The organism is Nonomuraea sp. B10E15, from assembly GCF_039871615.1.
Classification (GTDB): domain Bacteria; phylum Actinomycetota; class Actinomycetes; order Streptosporangiales; family Streptosporangiaceae; genus Nonomuraea.
The window spans coordinates 36,531-53,640 of the sequence record NZ_JBDPMB010000023.1; the positions used below are offsets into that span (position 1 = coordinate 36,531).

A 17,110-nucleotide genomic window follows, 5' to 3' on the forward strand; every position below is an offset into this window, starting at 1 on the left:
CGATGTAGGCGAAGGCCGGTGCGCCCCCAGCCGGCCGGGGGTCACCGCTCAGAACATCCTGATGGTCTGAGCGGTGACCTTCCTGCCCTGGTGGGAGGCCAGGAAAGTGATGACCTCGGCGACGTCTTCGGGCTGGGCCACCTCGCGCAGCACGCCGCTCTGCGCGACCAGCTTCTCCACCTCCGCGTTGACCCAGCCGGTGTCGGTCACGGGCGGATAGACCATGTTGGCCGTGATGCCGTACGCGCCCAGCTCGTGCGCGGCCGACATCGTGTAGTTCTCCTGGGCCGCCTTGGCCGCGCCGTAGGAGACCTCGGTCGGGAAGCCGTCGGGGCCGCCTGAGGTGAGGCCCACGATGCGGCCCCAGGTCGCGCCGCGCTCGACGTGGCGCCGGGCGAACTCCGAGATGAGCAGCGCGGGTGCGCGCACGTCGACCGCGAACTGCCGCTCGTGCGTCTCGGCGTCCACCGGCCGCAGCGGGCGCCCGATGGCGTCACGGCCCGCCGGAGAGAAGGTGTCGCTCAGCCAGCCGCTGGCGTTGTTGACCAGGATCTCCACCGGGCCGAATGCCTTCTCCACCTGGTCGAACAGGACCTTCGGGGTCCGCGGGTCGGCCAGGTCGGCCTCGGCGGCCTCCGCGGTGCCGCCCGCCTCCCGGATGCGCCGCAGCACCTCGCCGGCGTCGGAGCCGCGGGCCTGGTCGTACGCGGGTGGAGTGGCCGGATCGTTCAGGGGGGCGAGCCGTTTGTAGGTGAGGAAGACGGCGACGCCCTCGGCGGCCAGCGCGACCGCGGTGGCGGCGCCTATGCCCTGGTTGGCGCCGGTGATCAGCGCGACCCTCCCGGCGAGGCGTGGATCGATCATGTCGCCATCATGCCCGCGGCGGCCGGACGGGCGCCAAGCTTTTTCCGGCGGTGCGCACCGGCTGCGCCCCCGCCGGGACACCGCCGGCCTGGGACGATGCTCATCAGCGAACCGGCCGTTGACCCCCTCAGCCGAAGCCGCCGTTGCTCATGAGCACCTGGCCGTTGATCCACTGGCCCTGCTCCGAGCAGAGGAAGTCGACGAGGTGCGCGGTGTCCTGTGGCGTGCCGAGACGGTCGAGCGGCGTCTGGCGTACGCACTGCTCGCGGACCTCGTCCGGCATCCACCCGGTGTCCACCGGCCCGGGGTTGACCACGTTGGCGCTGACGCCGAGGTGGGCCAGCTCGTGCGCGGCCGCCAGCGTGATGCGGTCGAGGGCGCCCTTGCTCGCGCCGTAGGGCAGGTTGCCGACGGTGTGGTCGCTGGTGAGGGCGACGATCCGGCCGGTTCCGTGGGTGCCGCGAAAACGCAGGCCGTATTCGCGGATCAGCAGCCAGGTGGCCCGCGCGTTCACCGCGAAGTGCCGGTCGAAGCTCTCCACGGTGGTGTCGAGCAGGCCCGAGGCGACCGACTCGCAGTGACACATGACCAGCGCGGTGACGTTGCCCAGCGCCTGCTCCGCCTCGTCGAAGATCCTGGCTGGGGTGGTCACGTCGGAGAGATCCGCCTCGATCGCCACCGAGGCCGCGCCGGTGTCCGCGAGTGCCGCGGTGATCGTGCCGGTCGCGCCCGGCTCGACGCCCCAGGCCATGCGCTCGTCGTAGGGGGACCAGTGGGAGAAGGCGATGTCCCAGCCCGACGCCGCCAGCCGCCGGGCGATCCCCGCCCCGATGCCGACGGTGCGGCCCACACCTGTGATCAGCGCGACCTTTCCTGCCCGCCGTGAATGGATCATAGTGGCCATCATGCACGCAGCGACCGAACGCCTGCTGAAGGATTCTCTCGACCGGATCGGACCTGCCGTCCCCTTGGTCGCGCTCTGGGCGCACGGCTCGCTCGGGGCCGGCGACTACCGTCCTGGCCGCAGCGACCTCGACCTGGTCGCGGTGCTCGACTCGTCCGTGACGATGCAGCAGTGGCGCGACATCAAGGCCGTGCACCGCTCGCTCGACCAGCCGCTCGCCGGCCTGCTGCACTGCTCGTACATGCCCCGGCAGGAGCTGGACGATCTCGCTGCCGAGCATGTGACGTGGGCGCACGAGCGCATCTTCCGCCGTCCCGTCACCGCCGTCACGCGGCGCGAGCTGCACACGGCGCCCCTGCGGCTGTACGGCCCGCCGCCCGGCGAGGTGCTGCCGCCGGTGTCGGACGCGGAGCTGGAGGCGTTCATCCGGTCGGACCTGCGTGACTTCTGGCTGGCCAAGACCCGGGCGCGGCGGCGCTGGCTGCAGGAGGTCTGGGTGGACCTGGGCGTGCTGACGGTCGCCAGGGCCACGGTGACCCTGCGGGAGGGTCGCCTGATCAGCAAGCGGGAGGCTCTGGAGGTGGCGGCCGGGCTGGGAGCGCCGGAGACCCTGGTGGCCGACATCCGCGCCCGCAGGTACGGCGCCCCGCCTCCGGTCCTGAGCCGGTTCAGGAGGGCACGGCTGGCGCGGGCGTTCGTCAGGTCGGCGATCAGGAAGGCCCTGGCCTGAGGATGGCCATATCCGCCGCGTGGTGAACGGATAGTGTTGGCGCGTACCACCTGATTTGGGGAAAGGGCGGCAAATGGGGGAGATCAGGCAGTCCTATCTGGTGGCCGCGACGTCGGCGGTGTCGCTCCTGCGCCACCCCGCCGTGGGCGCGTCGTGGGACAAGCCGAGCGCGCTGACGGAGTTCGGCGTCGCGGGACTGGCCGGGCACCTGGCTCACCAGCTCGTCAGGGTAGGTGACGTGCTTCCCGCGGACGGCGAGGTCCAGGAACCCGTCGACCTCATCGAGCACTTTTCGCGCTCTCCGTGGGTGCAGGCCGGCCTCGACCACGAGAGCAACGTGGGCATCAGGCGCGGCGGCGAGGCGGCCGCGGCCTGCGGGGCCGCGGCGCTGGCGGACAAGGCCCAGGCGCTGCTCGACCACCTGAGCGCCGCGCTGCCCGCCGAGCCGGCCGACCGGGTGGTGCTGCTGCCCTGGGCCGGCTGGTGCCTGCGGCTGGACGACTTCCTGCTCACCCGGCTGGTGGAGCTGGTCGTGCACTCCGACGACCTTGCGGCCAGCGTCGGCGTGGACACGCCCGAACTGCCGCCGGCCGTCATCGAGCCCGTCGTGGACCTGCTGGCCCGCCTGGCCGTGCACCGCCACGGAGCCACCGCGGTCATCCGCACCCTGAGCCGGGCCGAGCGCGCACCGGCGGCGATAAGCGCCTTCTGACCGAGGTCGGCACGAGCCTGTGGCCCCGGCACGCCGGCAACCGGCGTGCCGGGGCCGTTGCCGTTGGTGCTGACGATGCGGAACCCGACTTCGTCGGCGCGCCGACGGCAGCGTATTGGAATGAATCATTCCGTTCTGTTAACATAAGAGCAGAACGTTCCGTTCCGTCGAAGGGGTTCGCATGACCATGCTCGTCACCGGGGCCACCGGGACCGTCGGCCGTCACGTCGTCGAGGAGCTCCTCGAAGCCGGCCGGCAGGTTCGGGCCCTCACCAGGAACCCCGCCAAGGCCGCACTCCCCGAAGGAGTCGAGGTCGTCGCCGGAGACCTCGCCGATCCCCGCTCCCTGGGCGGCGTCTTCGACGGCGTCACCGGCGTGCACTTCATCAACTTCGCGGGCGACGACTACGCCGCCCTGCCCGACGGCGCCGAGCTCGTCGCCCTGGCCGCCAAGGCGGGCGTACGGCGGGCCACGGTGCTCGGCGGACGCGAGGACGGCACCCTGGAGCAGGCACTCGCCGCGAGCGACCTGGAGTGGACGCTGCTCAACCCGGTCGAGTTCATGTCCAACACGCTGCAGTGGTGGGCCCGCTCGGTCAGGACGGAAGGCGTCGTCAAGGAGCCGTTCGGCGACCGGCTGAGCGCGCTGGTGCACGAGCGCGACATCGCCGCCGTGGCCGCGAAGGTGCTGGCCGAAGGGGGACACGGCGGTAAGGCGTACACGCTGACGGGCCCTGAGGCGATCACGGCCAAGGAGAAGGCGGCGATCCTGGGGTCCGCGATCGGCAAGGACGTCACGTTCGTGGAGCTGACGGCCGACGAGGCCAGGGCGAAGTGGGCCGCGGACGGCATGGGCGAGCAGACCATCGCGTTCCTGATCGACGCGCTCGGCAACACCCCCGAGATCGGCTACACGGTGGTGCCGACCGTGCGCGAGATCACCGGCCGGGAGGCGCGTGGCTTCGCTCAGTGGGCCTCGGAGAACGCCGACGCCTTCCGCGAGTGATCCACACCCTCCCCGCGCCGGTGCAGGCGGAACTTACTACTTTCGTCGTCATTCATCCCGCCTAACACCTCCTACGCTGTGGATATGCGGTTCGTCCTGCTCGGTTGTGGTGTGTTCGCGGCCTCACTGCTCGTGGTGCACGGGCAGGTGGGGGTGCCGTCGAACCTGCCCCTCCCGGTGCTGGCCGCGATCGCCGCCGCCGCGGGCGTGGCCGCCTGGCAGGTCAGGCGGTCCTGGTGGCCGCTGGCCGTCGTGGGGGCCGTCGGGTACGCCTGGCTGGTGATGTGGCCGCCGCTGATGGTCGCGTCCTACTATGCGGGCCTCACGCTGAGCAGGAGCCGCGGCATAGCCGCCTACCTCGGCGGCTGCCTGGCGGTGTGCGGGATCTCCGCGCTGGTCGGCGAGTGGCAGGACGGCCCTCACCGGCTCGCCACCGCGAGCCCGGCCAACGCGGTGGCCACGGCGCTGGCCGTGATCGGGCTGCCGCTGGCGCTCGGCCTCTGGGTACGCGCCCGCCGCGAGGTCCTGGAAGCGGCCAGGGAGCGGGCCGAGCGGCTGGAACGCGAGCAGGTCATGCGCGCCGAGCAGGCCAGGGCGCAGGAGCGGGCCAGGATCGCCAGGGAGATGCACGACGTGGTCGCGCACCGGGTCTCGCTCATCGTCCTGCACGCGGGGGCGATGGAGATGCGTGCGGCCGACGACGACACCGCCCGGTCGGCCGCCATGATCGCGGGGATCGGGCGGGAGGCGCTGGCCAACCTGCGCGACGTGCTCGGCGTTCTGCGCTCGCCTCCGCACGAGCTGCTGGGCGAGGACACCGGCGGCGCGCGCCGGCCGCCGCCCACGCTGGACGACCTCGACCGGCTGCTCGACCAGAGCCGTGCCCTGGGCATCGCGGTGACCAGGCACGACGAGGGCGAGACGCGGCCGGTTGAGGCGAGCGTGGAGCGGACGGCGTACCGCGTGGTCCAGGAGGCGCTCACCAACGTGCACAAACACGCGGGGAACGCCGGCGCGGACGTGCGCATCCGCTTCAGGACCGACGCGCTGGAGGTGGAGGTGAGCAACGAGGCGCCGCGCGCGCCGCACGAGGAGCTGCCCGGCGCGGGCTGGGGCCTGATCGGGCTGCGGGAACGTGTCGAGCTGCTCGGCGGCACCCTGCGCGCCAACGCCCAGGACGGCGGCGGCTTCCTGGTGAGCGCCAGGATCCCGGCATGACCCGCGGCACATGGAGGTTCCGGTGATCCGGGTGCTCATCGTGGACGACGAGGAGCTCGTACGGTCGGGATTGCGGCTGATCCTGGAGGCCGCCGGCGACATCGCGATCGCCGGCGAGGCGCGCGACGGCGCCGAGGCCGTGGCGGCGGCGCGGCGGCTGCGGCCCGAGGTGGTGCTGATGGACGTGCGCATGCCCGGCATGGACGGCCTGACCGCCGCCGCCCGGCTGCTGGCCGTGCCCGACCCGCCCAAGCTGGTCATGCTGACGACGTTCGACCTGGACGAGTACGTGCACGAGGCGCTCCGCCTGGGCGCGGTCGGGTTCCTGCTCAAGGACACCCCGCCGAGGGAGCTGGCAGCCGCCGTGCGTACGGTCGCGGGCGGCCAGGCCATGCTGTCCCCGTCGGTGACCAAGCGACTGCTGGCGTCGTACGTGGATCGTGCCCCTTCACGTGCCGAGGCCGCGCGCAGGCAGCTCGCCGGGCTCACCGGGCGGGAGGAGGACGTGGTCAGGGCCGTGGCCCGCGGACTGTCCAACGCCGAGATCGGCCGCGAGCTGCGCCTGACGGAGGCCACGGTGAAGGCGCACGTGAGCCGGCTGCTGGCCAAGCTGGGCCTGGCCAACCGGGTCCAGGCCGCCATCCTGGTCCACGACGCCGACCTCAGCTAGAGCCGCGTGCCGGTCCACGCGCGCCCGGCCGTGGCTAGCCGGCGACGTTCGCGTAGTGGCAGGCGGCCTGGGCCCCGGGCACGGCCGGCAGGATGTCGAGGAGCTCCGAGCGGCACCTGCCGTCGACCCCCGCCTCGGCCGCCTTGCCGGAGGCGAGCACCTGGCAGCGGACGTGGAAGCGGCAGCCGCCGGGGATCCTGGTCGGGTCGGGCGGCTCGCCGGTCAGCACCACCCGCTCCGGCGACTCCGGCAGCACCGACATCAGGGCCTGCGTGTACGGGTGGCGCGGCGCGGTCAGCACCTGTTCGACGGGTCCCGACTCGACGATCCTGCCGAGGTACATGACCGCGACCCGGTCGGCGATGTTCCAGGCCAGCCCCAGGTCGTGGGTGACGACCAGCGCCGACAGGCCGAGGTCCTCCCTGAGTTTGAGCATCAGGGCGAGGATCTCGCCGCGTACGGAGGCGTCCAGCGAGGCGACCGGCTCGTCGGCGACCAGCACCTGCGGGTTGAGCGCGAGGGCCCCGGCGATCACCACGCGCTGCCGCTGGCCGCCGGAGAGCTCGTGCGGGTAGCGCAGGAAGAACCGCTCGGGCGGCCGCAGCCCGGCCCTGGACAGCGCGGAGGCGACGACGCTCTCCTCGTCGGCCAGGCCGTGGATGCGCGGCCCCTCAGCCACCGCCTCGTAGACGGTGTGCCGGGGGTTGAGCGAGCCCGTCGGGTCCTGCAGGACGAGCTGCACCTGCCTGCGGTAGGCCTTGAGCGCCTTGGAGCCGTAGTCGAGCGCCGTGCCGCCGTAGCGGACCTCGCCCGAGGTGGGCCGTTCGAGGCCGAGCAGGGTGCGGGCCAGCGTGGTCTTGCCGCAGCCGGACTCGCCGACGAGGGCCACGATCTCGCCCTCGCCGATCGACAGGTTGACGCCGTCGACCGCGCGGGCGCGGCGGCCGCGCGCGACGAACTCCACGTGCAGGTCGCGGGCCTCCAGCAGGCTCTGCCCCGCGGTCAAGACCTTCTCCTTCGTGGTCTGCGTCTCCGTCATGACGCCTCCTCCTTCGCCCTGACGTGGACGCAGGCGGCCGTGCGGCGCTCGCCGGCCGGCCACAGCTCCACGTCGAGGGTGGCGCACTCGTCGAGCGCGACCGGGCAGCGTGGATGGAACGAGCAGCCGGTCGGGAGCTGCATCGGGTCCGGCGGGTCGCCGCCGAGGCCCTTCGGCGCCAGCCGCGCGGCCGGGTCGCCCACCGTCGGGAACGCCGCCGCCAGCGCCTTGCTGTAGGGGTGCCTGGCGTCGTGGAACACCTCGCCCGACGGGCCCTGCTCGACGATGCGGCCCGCGTACATGACCGCGAGCCGGTCGCACACGTCGGCCAGGACGGACAGGTCGTGCGAGATCATGATGAGCGAGATGCCGTGCTCGGCGACCAGGTCCTTGATCAGGGTCAGCACCTGGGCCTGCACCATGACGTCGAGCGCGGTGGTCGGCTCGTCGGCGATGATCAGGCGGGGCGAGCAGGCCAGGGCCATCGCGATCATCACGCGCTGCCGCTGCCCGCCCGACAGCTCGTGCGGGTAGCTGCGGGCCCGCCAGGTGGGCAGGCCGACCTGGTCGAGCAGCTCGGCCACGCGCTTGCGGGCCGCCTCGGGCCTGGCCTGGCCGTGGACCAGCAGCGGCTCGGCGACCTGGTCGCCGATCCTGCGCACCGGGTTGAGCCCGTGTTGCGCGCCCTGGAACACGATCGAGGCCTCGGCCCAGCGTACGGCCCGCATGCGGCCCCACTTCATGGTGAGCACGTCCTCGCCGTCGAGCAGGATCCGGCCACCGACGCGGGCGTCCCGCGGCAGCAGCCGCAGCAGCGCCATGGCCAGCGTCGACTTGCCGGACCCCGACTCGCCGGCGACTCCGAGCGCCGCTCCGGGGTCGAGCGTCAGCGACACCCCGCGTACGGCCGGCACCTCGCCGGAGGCGATGCGGTAGGTCACCGAGACGTCGTCGAGTTCGAGGAGACTCATGCGGCCTCCCCCGTCGGCCGCCGGACTGCCGTGTCCATGGTTCGTTCGCTCGGCTCTCTCACGAAGCCCTCCTCAGCCGGGGGTTGAGCACGGCCTCCAGGGCCCGGCCGACCAGGGTGAACGCCATGACGACGGCGAGGATGGCCAGACCGGGGATGAGGATGTACCACCAGGCGCCCTCGTTGGCCGCGCCGAAGTCGTACGAGCCGCGCAGCATGGTCCCCCACGAGGTCTTGTTGGCGCTGGCGCCGAGGAAGGCCAGCGTCGACTCGGTCACGATGGCGCTGGCCACCTCCAGCGTGGTGCTGGCCAGCAGCAGCGGCGCCACGTTGGGCAGCACGTGGCGGGTCGTGATGTGCCAGTGGCCGGCTCCGAGCGCCTTGGAGCGCTCGATGTACGGCCTGGACTCCACGGCCAGCGTCTGCGCCCTGATCAGCCGGGCGGTCGACGGCCAGGTGGTGATGCCGATGGCCATGATGATCGTGAACGTGCTGCCGCCCAGGATGGCCGCCAGCACGAGGGCGGTGACCAGCGAGGGCAGGACGAGGAACCAGTCGGTGACGCGCATGAGCACGGCGCCGAGCCAGCCGCGGAAGTGGCCGGCGGCGATGCCGACGACCATGCCGATGACGATGCTCAGCAGGGCGGCGAGGAAGCCGATGAGCAGCGACGTGCGCGAGCCCCACCAGACCATCAGCAGGATGGAGCGGCCGGACTCGTCGGTGCCGAACGGGAACGCCAGGCTGGGCGCGTCGAAGTCGTCGCCGGGGGCGTCGACGACGCCGGTCACGCTCTCGTCGATGAACAGCGGCGCGATCAGCGCGAGCACCACGGCGACGACGAGCACGACCACGCCGGCGACGCCGGCCCGGTGGCTGCGGAAATCGGCCAGGAAGCGGCTCAGCGCCTGCCGCCTGCGGGTCGTGGCGACACTGGTCATGCCGACCTCACTCTCGGGTCGAGCATGTGGTAGACCACGTCGGCCAGCGTGTTCATGACGATGACCGCCACCGTGATCAGCAGGAACGTGCCCTGCATGAGCGTGAAGTCGGGCACGCTGATCGCTTCGTAGAACAGCTGGCCGAGCCCCGGCCAGGTGTAGATCGTCTCGACGGTGACCGCGCCGCCGACCACGAACCCGACACGCATGAACACGAGCGTCACCGTGGGCAGCAGGGCGTTGGGCACGGCGTGGCGGCGGCGTACGTCGTCGTCGCGCAACCCCTTGGCCCTGGCCACGGTCACGTAGTCCTGGCCGACCTCCTCCAGCAGCGACGAGCGCATGACCAGGAGGTACTGGGCGTAGACCACGGCGACCAGCGTCAGGCACGGGAGCACCATGTGGGAGGCCACGTCGAGCACGTAGGCGAACCCGTCGGGCGCGTCCACGCTCTCGATGCCGCGGAACGGGAAGATGCCGGGGATCGGCCCGATGCCCACCCCGAAGACCATCATGAGCAGCAGCCCGAGCCAGAACGTCGGCACCGACCACAGCAACAGGGACGTGCCGGTGGAGAAGCGGTCGAACGTGCTGCCGCTGCGCCAGCCGGCCCGCGTGCCCTGCCAGATGCCGAGGCTGACCGCGATGACCAGGCCCGTTCCCGCGAGCAGCAGGGTCGGGCCGAGCCGCTCGCCGATCAGGTCGAGGACGGGCCGCTTGTACTCGTACGACATGCCGAGGTCGAGGCGGAGGGTGTCGCCGACGAACTTGAAGAACTGCTCGATCAGCGGCTTGTCCAGGCCGAGGCGGCTGCGTTCGAGGTCGAGCTGCGCCGGGGTCATGTTGCGGCCCTGCGCCAGGCTGCGTACGGGGTCGCCGGGCAACATCCGGAACAGGAAGAACGTGCCGACGATCACCATGGCGATGCTGAACAGCGCCCCACCGGCCTTCGACAGCGCGTAGCGCAGCGTGCCGCCGCGGGTGGGGCGCTCGTCACCAGGGCCCGCCGCCTGCGCGGCGGCGGGCTCTGCCGCTTCGAGCGGAGCGGTCATTCGCGCTCGTCTGCGACGCTCTTGCGCCGCCTGCTCAGGAGGAAGCCGCCCACTCCGATGACCACCACGGCGCCGACGACACCGGCGATGATGCCGGTGTTCGATCCGCCGCCGCCGTCGCCGGCGGCGGCTCCCGCCCCCGTGGCCTTGACGTCGACGGTGTAGAACGGCCAGTAGCCGCTGCCGCCGTAGAGCAGGCCCTTGTCCTCGGGGATGGGGGTGATGCTGGTGATCCGGTCCTTGCGGTAGCCCTCGAGGTCGTTCGTGTAGTAGATCGCGATGACCGGGGCGTCGGTGTAGAGGCGCTCCTGCATCTGCTTGATGATCTCGGCCCGCTTGGGCCGGTCGAGCTCCGTCAGCTGCTCCTTGTAGAGCTTCTCGAAGGTCTCGTCACAGTAGAACGACTCGGTGCCGCCGCCCTCGCCGTCCTTGGTGGGCCGGCGCGAGCACAGGTGCGTGGCCAGCACCTCCTCGGGGTCGGGGTTGACCGACCAGCCGCTGATCGCGATGTCGAACAGGCCGGTGTAGCCCGTCTCCTCCGTGAACTTGCTGGATTCGAGCTTCTTGGTGGTCAGCGTGATGCCGATCTCCTTGAAGAAGCCGGTCAGGTATTCGGCGAGCTTGTCCTCGAGCGGGGTGTCGGTGTGGATGCTGAAGCGGAACTCCAGCTTGCGGTCACCGTCGGGCATCGTGCGGACGCCGTCGGAGCCCTTCTTGTAGCCGGCGTCGTCGAGGATCTGGTTGGCCTTGGCCGGGTCGTAGGTGACCTTGGTGTCGCCGGTGGCCTCCCAGAAGAAGTCCTTGTACATCGGCGGCACGATCGAGCCGTCGGCGGGCTTGGCCAGGCCGTCCCACACCTCGTCGACCAGCTTCTGCTTGTCGATGGCGTAGTGCAGCGCCTGGCGCACCTTGACGTCCTTCAGCGCGGGGTGGCCGTCGCCGAGGGGCTTGTCGTCGGTGGTGGTGGCGCCGTGGTTGATCTGCAGGTAGCTGGCCCGCCGGCCGTCGGTGTTCCACGCCTCGATGTTGGGGTCGTTCTGGATGGCCTTGAACTCCGGCGGGTCCAGCCGGCCGATCAGGTCGATCTCGCCCTTCTGCAGCGCGGCGATCGCGGCCTGCGGGTTGTCGTAGAAGATGACCTGCAGCTCGTCGACCTTGGCCTTGCCCCGCCAGTAGTTGGGGTTGGCCTGCAGCTTGACGTACTGGTCCTTCTTGTGCTCGGTCGCGAAGTACGGGCCGCTGCTCACCGTGGGGTACGTCTCGGCGTCGTGGTTGGCCATGTCGGTGACCGACTCCCAGACGTGCTTGGGCACGATCGGGACGGGGTTCTCCAGCATGGACGCCTGCGGCGACTTGAGCTTGATCGTCAGCTCCTGGCCGTTGGCCGTGACGCTCTCGAAGTTCTCCACGGCCGGGCCGTTGGCGGTCTTGGCCGCCTCGTCCGTCATGATCTTGTTGAACGTCCAGGCGGCGTCCTCGGCCGTGATCGGCTTGCCGTCGGACCACTTGGCCTCACGGATCTTGAACGTCCACGTGAGCCCGTCCTCCGAGGCCTCCCACGACTCGGCCAGGTCGGCGCTGGGCTGGAGCGTCTTGGAGTCGGGGACCGTGAGGAAGCCGTACATCCAGCGGTGGATCGACGTGGAGACCAGGCGGACCGCCAGGAACGGGTTCATGGAGTCCATGGACTGCGTGGCGCCGACGCGAACGATCTTCTTCCCCGCCGTCGGTTCCTGGGCAAGGGCCGTTGTCGTGCCCTGGCCTGCTACTAATAGCGCGACGCCCAGCGCAGCCAGGCGTGCGACCCATTTCCTCATACGTGCCTCACCTTCAGGCGGGGGGTTCCTGTGTAGAGAAAGGCACACCATACGGAGACCGTGTGTCAACGCGTGGCGGAAAATTGTTTCATCTTCGTTTCTTTCGGCGGTGTAAATTTTCAACCGGCTTTGCACACCCGTGACCTGGCCTCCCACCCTACGACGGCCCTTCCTGGCACGCGACCGCATACTCCCGAACCCACCGGATAGGGGGCGGGAAACAGCCGAAACCAAGGGGGAGATCGCATGATGCAGGGCAAGACCATCGCGTTCCTCGTCGCTCCTGAGGGGGTCGAGCAGGTCGAGCTCACCGAGCCGTGGAAGGCGGTCAAGCAGGCGGGCGGCACGCCCAGGCTGATCTCCACCGCGCCCGGCCAGATCCAGGCGTTCAACCACCTGGACAAGGCCGACACGTTCGCCGTGGACGACACGGTGGACAACGCCGACGTGGGATCCTTCGACGGGCTCGTGCTCCCCGGCGGCGTGGCGAACCCCGACTTCCTGCGTACGGTGCCGCGGGCCGTGCAGTTCGCGCGCTCGTTCTTCGACGCGGGCAAGCCGGTGGCGTCGATCTGCCACGCGCCGTGGACTCTGGTCGAGGCGGACGTCGTACGCGGCCGCACGCTGACGTCCTGGCCGAGCCTGCAGACGGACCTGCGCAACGCCGGCGCCACCTGGGTGGACCAGGAGGTCGCGGTGTGCACCGCCGGGCCCAACATGCTGGTCACCAGCCGCAAGCCGGACGATCTGAAGGCCTTCTGCCAGGCCGCGACCGACGCGTTCGGATAGGAGCGCGGAACCGACGGAGAGGGAGGGCGCCGCACCTGGGGCCCGCCCTCTCCGTCGAAGCGTCGTCGAACCGGCGTCAACGCCTTGTCCCCTGGAGAGAAATGGTCTAGATGTAGACCAAATGGAGCGTCCTCCATGCCCCCCAGGGAGACCTCAGTGACCACTGAAGAGGATTCCAGGCGACTCGCCGAACTCGGCTACAAGCAGGAGCTTGCCCGCACCTGGAGCGGATTCTCGAACTTCGCCATCTCCTTCTCGATCATCTCCATCCTCGCCGGCTGTTTCACCACCTTCGGACAGGCCTGGAACAACGGCGGCCCCATCGCCATCTCCTGGGGCTGGCCGCTGATCTCCGTGTTCATCCTGATCATCGGCTTCTGCATGTCGGAACTGGTGTCGGCGTACCCGACGGCGGGCGGCATCTACTGGTGGGCCGCCAAGCTGGGCAAGCCGATCCACGGCTGGTTCACCGGGTGGCTCAACCTGATCGGCCTCATCGCCGTCACCGCGTCCGTCGACTACGGCTGCGCGACGTTCCTCAACATCACCATCAACCGGCTGACCGGCGGAGCATGGGAGGGCACGCTCCCGCAGGCGTTCCTGCTGTTCGTGATCGTCCTCGCACTGCACGCCCTCATCAACATCTACAGCCACCGGCTCATCTCGCTGCTGCAGAACGTCTCCGTCTGGTGGCACGTGGCGGGCGCCGCGATCATCGTCGCCATCCTGATCTTCGCGCCGGACGACCACCAGTCGCTCGGCTTCGTCTTCGGCGGCACCAACGACAGCTCCTTCGGCACCGGCTCAGAAGGGCTGCCCTTCTGGCTGTACGTGCTGCCGCTCGGCTTCCTGCTCACCCAGTACACGATCACCGGCTTCGACGCCTGCGCGCACGTGTCGGAGGAGACGCAGGGCGCGGCCAAGAGCGCCGCTCGCGGGCTGTGGCAGTCGATCTTCTACTCGGCCATCGGCGGATGGATCCTGCTGCTGTCGTTCCTGTTCGCCGCGACGAACGTGGACGCGCTCAACGAGCAGGGCGGCTTCGTCGGCGCCATCTTCGAGACGGCGCTGTCGTCACCGCTGGCCACCGCGATCTTCGCGATCTCCACGGTCGGCCAGTTCTTCTGCGGGATGAGCTGCGTGACGTCGATGTCGCGGATGACGTACGCGTTCGCTCGTGACGGCGCGATCCCCGGCTGGCGGCTGTGGTCACGGGTCGACCGCAACCGCACCCCGGTCAACGCCATCCTCGGCGGCTGCGTCACCGCCGCGCTGATCACCCTGCCCGCCCTCTACGCCCCTCCCGGCCTGACCACGCCGGTCGCGTTCTACGCGGTCGTGTCGATCGCCGTCATCGGGCTCTACCTGGCGTTCCTCATCCCGATCTGGCTCCGCCTGCGCATGGGCGACGCCTTCACCCCCGGCCCGTGGACGCTCGGCAGGAAGTACAAGGCGCTGTGCTGGATCGCCTGCGTCGAGATCGTGATCGTCTCGATCTACTTCGTCATGCCGTTCTCTCCGGAGGGCGTTCCCGGCAACCCGGACTTCACGTGGACGTCGGTCAACTACGCGCCGATCGCGGTGGGCGTGGTGCTGATCGGCATCGCGCTGTGGTGGGTGCTGTCGGCCCGCCACTGGTTCACGGGCCCCCGCCGCACGATCGACGAGGTCCCCGTCCCCTGACGCTCACCGTGGGTACGGCTCGCGCGGGCCGTACCCACGACTCGGCGCAGCGGCGCGGCCCGCTCTCTCCGGCGCTGCTCACGCGGGTTCCTCCAGCTTGCGGGCGATGCCTTCCAGCGCGGACAGGTCCGCGGGCGAGAGCCGGTCGATGACGTGGCGGCGGACCGATTCCAGGTGGGCCGGGGCGGCCTCCTCGAGCGTTTCCATGCCGTGCTCGGTGAGGACCAGATAACAGCCCCGGCCGTCGTCCGGGTCGGGCTCGCGCCGTACGAGACCGCGGGTCTCCATGCGGGTGGCGTGCCGCGACAGGCGGCTGCGCGACCAGCCCATCTTGGCGGCCTGCTCGTGCAGCGCGCTGGTGCGGCCCGGGCGCTCGGAAAGTGTGCTGAGCACCTCGTAGTCGGGCTCTGACAGGCCGATCGCGGCCAGGTCGTGCGTGGTGCGCGACTGGATCGCGATCATCATGCGGCGCAGGGCGCGCCAGGCGCGTTCCTCGTCCGCGTCGAGCCAGCGCACGGTCTCTCCCGAGCTTTTCTTTGACATGTAAACAAGTTACCAGCTAGCTTCATTTCCATGTCAACGAAACCGCTGCGGGTCCTCGTCCTCATGTGCAGCACTCGTCCCGGCGCCCTCGGCCCGGCGGTCGGCCAGTGGCTGGTCGACGCCATCACGCCACGGGCGACGGAGCTGGGCGTGGAGCTGCTGCCGGTGGCCCTCGGCGACCTCGCCCTGCCGTTCCTGGACGAGGAGGAAGAGCCGGCGTCCGGCCTCTACCGGCACGAGCACACCAAGAGGTGGAGCGCGATGGTGGACGCGGCGGACGGCTTCATCGCGGTCACCCCCGAGTACAACTACGGCATGCCGGCGGCCTTCAAGAACGCCCTCGACTACCTGGGCCGGGAGTGGGCGTGGAAACCGATGGGGTTCGTCAGTTACGGCAACACCTCGGCGGGCACCCGGTCGGTCCAGCACGCCAAGCAGGTGGTGACCACGCTGCGGCTGGTACCGCTGGGCGCCACGGTCGCCCTGCGCATCGCCGACGCCCTCGACGACGGACGGGTGCGCCCGGACGCCGGCCGCGACCGGGCCGCCATCGGCGTCCTGGACGAGCTCGCCCGCCTCGCCCACGCGCTGCGCCCGATGCGCGAGCGGACCCGCTCAGATCCTGGGCCGGTGCCGGGGTCGTACGTGAGAGCGCTGACCCCGGACGACGCCCCGGAGGTCCTGGTGCTCCAGCGTTGCTGCTGGCTGGAGGAGGCGCTGGCCAACGACACCCTGGCCATCCCCGCCCTGGAGGAGTCGCTGGACCAGGTCCGCGCGTGGCTGGCCACCTGGCAGGCCACGGGCCTGTGGCGGGACAGCCGCCTCCTGGGCATGGTGCGCACGCGCCGCGTGGACGACGACTGGCACGTGAGCCGCCTCGGCGTCGTCCCCGATCTGCGCGGCCAGGGCGTGGGGCGCTGGCTGCTCCGCGAGGCCGAAGCCGCGGCCGACGCCTCCTGCCGCCGCATCGTGCTGGCCACCGGCGCCCGGAGCCGGCGCAACCTCAACCTCTACCATGCTCAGGGATACCGCACGGAGTCCTCCGACGGCGCCACGGCCTTCCTCGCCAAGCCCGCCACCGCGAACGGCGCCGTCCGCGAGCCGACCGGGGCGAGGTGACGGAACCGCCGCCCGGCAACTTTGTCATGCCGTTCTCGCCGGAGGGCGTGCCCGGCAACCCGGGCTTCACCTGGACGTCGGTCAACTACGCGCCGATCGCGGCAGAGCAGGCACGGGCCGACTATCTCGCCCTCAGCATCTCGCGTTACGAAACCAGGGGCATCTCGGATCGGGTCTGGGAGCTGCGGCACAACTACACCGCGTACGACGCCTCTTGTCTCGCGCTGGCCGAGGCATTCGAGGCTCCCCTCCTCACCTGTGACGGCAAGCTGGTCGGAAGCGGGCACAACGCCGACGTGCAGGTGTTTCCGCGCGCCTGACCCCGTTCAGGAGGCCTCGAAAGCGGCGGCCACGGCCGCGCGGACGTCCGCCATCGAAGCCGCGCCCAGCTCGCGCCTGAGCGAGGTCATGTCGACGTCGGGCATCCCGCAGGCGACCGCCCAGTCCCACGGCGTGAGGTCGCCGTCGACGTTGAGCGCGAACCCGTGGCTCGTGACGCCCCGGCTCTGCCGCATCCCGATGGAGACGACCTTGCGGCCGGTCCCGGCCGTCCAGACGCCGGTGAGCAGCTCGGAGCCGGGCGGAGTGTCGCGGCGCTCGGCCGGCAGGCCCAGCTTGCCCAGCGCCTCCACCATCCGCAGCTCCACCTCGCGGACGTAGTCGACGATGCCCTGGTCGTCGTCGAGCTTGACGATCAGGTAGCCGACCAGCTGCCCGGGCCCGTGGTAGGTGAGCTGCCCGCCGCGCCCGGTCTCGACCACGGGGATGCCACGCGCCGGGTCGGGCAGGTGGTCGAGCGGGGTGCGGCGGCCGACCGTGTAGACGGAGGGGTGGCTCAGCAGCCAGAGTGTGTCCGGTCGTTCGTCCCGCTGGCGCTGCCCGACCAGGTCGGTCATGCGCTCCATAGCCTTGTCGTAGTCGACGAGCTCATCCTCGATGAGCGTCAGCGGCCTAGCCCTCATGACTTCGAGGATAAGCCGCCGCCGAAGCCACACAGCACGCGCCCCGAACGACCACTCTTGTAACCCTTCGGCCACTTCTCACCAAGCAGGG

General features: G+C 70.7%; 18 protein-coding genes. 9 read left to right on the forward strand and 9 right to left on the reverse strand.

All coding sequences use genetic code 11. The features are described 5' to 3' along the window. Positions 1-48 precede the first annotated feature (48 nt). Both ABGB14_RS40550 and ABGB14_RS40555 read right to left on the reverse strand, forming a co-directional pair. Positions 49-864, reverse strand: a complete 816-nt coding sequence (locus ABGB14_RS40550) for an SDR family oxidoreductase (RefSeq protein WP_347649177.1) — start codon at positions 862-864, stop codon at positions 49-51. A 127-nt stretch (positions 865-991) separates the two neighbouring features. Then, positions 992-1,759, reverse strand: a complete 768-nt coding sequence (locus ABGB14_RS40555) for an SDR family oxidoreductase (protein WP_347649178.1) — start codon at positions 1,757-1,759, stop codon at positions 992-994. A gap of 10 nt (positions 1,760-1,769) precedes the next feature. On the opposite strand from ABGB14_RS40555, the gene ABGB14_RS40560 reads away from it, so the two are divergent. From ABGB14_RS40560 to ABGB14_RS40580, 5 genes are all read left to right on the forward strand, one after another. Then, on the forward strand, positions 1,770-2,498 hold the full coding sequence (locus ABGB14_RS40560) for a nucleotidyltransferase domain-containing protein (protein ID WP_347649179.1): 729 nt from the start codon (positions 1,770-1,772) through the stop codon (positions 2,496-2,498). A gap of 73 nt (positions 2,499-2,571) precedes the next feature. Next, on the forward strand, positions 2,572-3,210 hold the full coding sequence (locus tag ABGB14_RS40565) for a maleylpyruvate isomerase N-terminal domain-containing protein (RefSeq protein WP_347649180.1): 639 nt from the start codon (positions 2,572-2,574) through the stop codon (positions 3,208-3,210). Positions 3,211-3,391: 181 nt separating this feature from the next. Next, positions 3,392-4,216, forward strand: coding sequence for an NmrA family NAD(P)-binding protein (locus ABGB14_RS40570; RefSeq protein WP_347649181.1), 825 nt, complete (start codon positions 3,392-3,394; stop codon positions 4,214-4,216). Positions 4,217-4,300: 84 nt separating this feature from the next. Beyond that, on the forward strand, positions 4,301-5,434 hold the full coding sequence (locus ABGB14_RS40575; RefSeq protein ID WP_347649182.1) for a histidine kinase: 1,134 nt from the start codon (positions 4,301-4,303) through the stop codon (positions 5,432-5,434). Positions 5,435-5,456: 22 nt separating this feature from the next. Next, entirely contained in the window at positions 5,457-6,104 is a 648-nt protein-coding gene (locus ABGB14_RS40580; protein ID WP_347649183.1) for a response regulator transcription factor, read from the forward strand. 34 nt (positions 6,105-6,138) lie between these two features. Here ABGB14_RS40580 and ABGB14_RS40585 read toward each other — a convergent pair whose 3' ends face one another. From ABGB14_RS40585 to ABGB14_RS40605, 5 genes are read right to left on the reverse strand one after another with little or no spacing between them, the layout of a single operon-like run. Continuing rightward, complete coding sequence (locus ABGB14_RS40585; protein ID WP_347649184.1) at positions 6,139-7,143, reverse strand: ABC transporter ATP-binding protein; 1,005 nt, start codon at positions 7,141-7,143, stop codon at positions 6,139-6,141. After that, complete coding sequence (locus ABGB14_RS40590; RefSeq protein WP_347649185.1) at positions 7,140-8,114, reverse strand: ABC transporter ATP-binding protein; 975 nt, start codon at positions 8,112-8,114, stop codon at positions 7,140-7,142. The genes ABGB14_RS40585 and ABGB14_RS40590 overlap by 4 nt, the downstream gene beginning before the upstream one ends. 58 nt (positions 8,115-8,172) lie before the next feature. Next, on the reverse strand, positions 8,173-9,054 hold the full coding sequence (locus ABGB14_RS40595) for an ABC transporter permease (RefSeq protein ID WP_347649186.1): 882 nt from the start codon (positions 9,052-9,054) through the stop codon (positions 8,173-8,175). After that, entirely contained in the window at positions 9,051-10,106 is a 1,056-nt protein-coding gene (locus ABGB14_RS40600) for an ABC transporter permease (RefSeq protein ID WP_347649187.1), read from the reverse strand. Before ABGB14_RS40600 ends, ABGB14_RS40595 begins: the two co-directional genes overlap by 4 nt. After that, positions 10,103-11,923 (reverse strand): ABC transporter substrate-binding protein, encoded by a 1,821-nt coding sequence (locus ABGB14_RS40605; RefSeq protein ID WP_347649188.1) that lies wholly within the window; start codon positions 11,921-11,923, stop codon positions 10,103-10,105. The genes ABGB14_RS40600 and ABGB14_RS40605 overlap by 4 nt, the downstream gene beginning before the upstream one ends. Positions 11,924-12,169: 246 nt before the next feature. On the opposite strand from ABGB14_RS40605, the gene ABGB14_RS40610 reads away from it, so the two are divergent. Next, positions 12,170-12,712 carry a type 1 glutamine amidotransferase domain-containing protein gene (locus ABGB14_RS40610; RefSeq protein WP_347649189.1) on the forward strand — a complete coding sequence of 181 codons (543 nt, stop codon included), beginning with the start codon at positions 12,170-12,172 and terminating at the stop codon, positions 12,710-12,712. A gap of 156 nt (positions 12,713-12,868) precedes the next feature. Beyond that, positions 12,869-14,395 carry an amino acid permease gene (locus ABGB14_RS40615; protein WP_347649190.1) on the forward strand — a complete coding sequence of 509 codons (1,527 nt, stop codon included), beginning with the start codon at positions 12,869-12,871 and terminating at the stop codon, positions 14,393-14,395. Positions 14,396-14,473: 78 nt separating this feature from the next. Here the strand turns inward: ABGB14_RS40615 and ABGB14_RS40620 are convergent, their stop codons facing one another. Continuing rightward, positions 14,474-14,938: a MarR family transcriptional regulator gene (locus tag ABGB14_RS40620; RefSeq protein ID WP_347649191.1), complete on the reverse strand. Its 465-nt coding sequence runs from the start codon at positions 14,936-14,938 to the stop codon at positions 14,474-14,476. Positions 14,939-14,968: 30 nt separating this feature from the next. On the opposite strand from ABGB14_RS40620, the gene ABGB14_RS40625 reads away from it, so the two are divergent. Both ABGB14_RS40625 and ABGB14_RS40630 read left to right on the forward strand, forming a co-directional pair. Next, entirely contained in the window at positions 14,969-16,057 is a 1,089-nt protein-coding gene (locus ABGB14_RS40625; protein ID WP_347649192.1) for a bifunctional NAD(P)H-dependent oxidoreductase/GNAT family N-acetyltransferase, read from the forward strand. Continuing rightward, a complete protein-coding gene (locus ABGB14_RS40630; protein WP_347649193.1) occupies positions 16,054-16,377 on the forward strand; it encodes a type II toxin-antitoxin system VapC family toxin in 324 nt (107 codons plus the stop codon). Before ABGB14_RS40625 ends, ABGB14_RS40630 begins: the two co-directional genes overlap by 4 nt. A 6-nt stretch (positions 16,378-16,383) precedes the next feature. On the opposite strand, the gene lipB is transcribed toward ABGB14_RS40630, so the two are convergent. Further along, positions 16,384-17,019 (reverse strand): lipoyl(octanoyl) transferase LipB, encoded by a 636-nt coding sequence (gene lipB, locus ABGB14_RS40635; RefSeq protein WP_347649194.1) that lies wholly within the window; start codon positions 17,017-17,019, stop codon positions 16,384-16,386. Between the last annotated feature and the right edge of the window lie 91 nt (positions 17,020-17,110).

Bases quoted from the DNA above. Each gene is read 5' to 3' on its own strand.
- ABGB14_RS40555 (WP_347649178.1), bottom strand. From the start codon at position 1,759: ATGATCCATTCACGGCGGGCAGGAAAGGTCGCGCTGATCACAGGTGTG.
- ABGB14_RS40585 (WP_347649184.1), bottom strand. From the start codon at position 7,143: ATGACGGAGACGCAGACCACGAAGGAGAAGGTCTTGACCGCGGGGCAG.
- ABGB14_RS40595 (WP_347649186.1), bottom strand. From the start codon at position 9,054: ATGACCAGTGTCGCCACGACCCGCAGGCGGCAGGCGCTGAGCCGCTTC.
- ABGB14_RS40600 (WP_347649187.1), bottom strand. From the start codon at position 10,106: ATGACCGCTCCGCTCGAAGCGGCAGAGCCCGCCGCCGCGCAGGCGGCG.
- ABGB14_RS40620 (WP_347649191.1), bottom strand. From the start codon at position 14,938: ATGTCAAAGAAAAGCTCGGGAGAGACCGTGCGCTGGCTCGACGCGGAC.
- ABGB14_RS40610 (WP_347649189.1), top strand. From the start codon at position 12,170: ATGATGCAGGGCAAGACCATCGCGTTCCTCGTCGCTCCTGAGGGGGTC.
- ABGB14_RS40590 (WP_347649185.1), bottom strand. From the start codon at position 8,114: ATGAGTCTCCTCGAACTCGACGACGTCTCGGTGACCTACCGCATCGCC.
- lipB (WP_347649194.1), bottom strand. From the start codon at position 17,019: ATGAGGGCTAGGCCGCTGACGCTCATCGAGGATGAGCTCGTCGACTAC.
- ABGB14_RS40625 (WP_347649192.1), top strand. From the start codon at position 14,969: ATGTCAACGAAACCGCTGCGGGTCCTCGTCCTCATGTGCAGCACTCGT.
- ABGB14_RS40570 (WP_347649181.1), top strand. From the start codon at position 3,392: ATGACCATGCTCGTCACCGGGGCCACCGGGACCGTCGGCCGTCACGTC.
- ABGB14_RS40565 (WP_347649180.1), top strand. From the start codon at position 2,572: ATGGGGGAGATCAGGCAGTCCTATCTGGTGGCCGCGACGTCGGCGGTG.
- ABGB14_RS40550 (WP_347649177.1), bottom strand. From the start codon at position 864: ATGATCGATCCACGCCTCGCCGGGAGGGTCGCGCTGATCACCGGCGCC.
- ABGB14_RS40560 (WP_347649179.1), top strand. From the start codon at position 1,770: ATGCACGCAGCGACCGAACGCCTGCTGAAGGATTCTCTCGACCGGATC.
- ABGB14_RS40605 (WP_347649188.1), bottom strand. From the start codon at position 11,923: ATGAGGAAATGGGTCGCACGCCTGGCTGCGCTGGGCGTCGCGCTATTA.
- ABGB14_RS40575 (WP_347649182.1), top strand. From the start codon at position 4,301: ATGCGGTTCGTCCTGCTCGGTTGTGGTGTGTTCGCGGCCTCACTGCTC.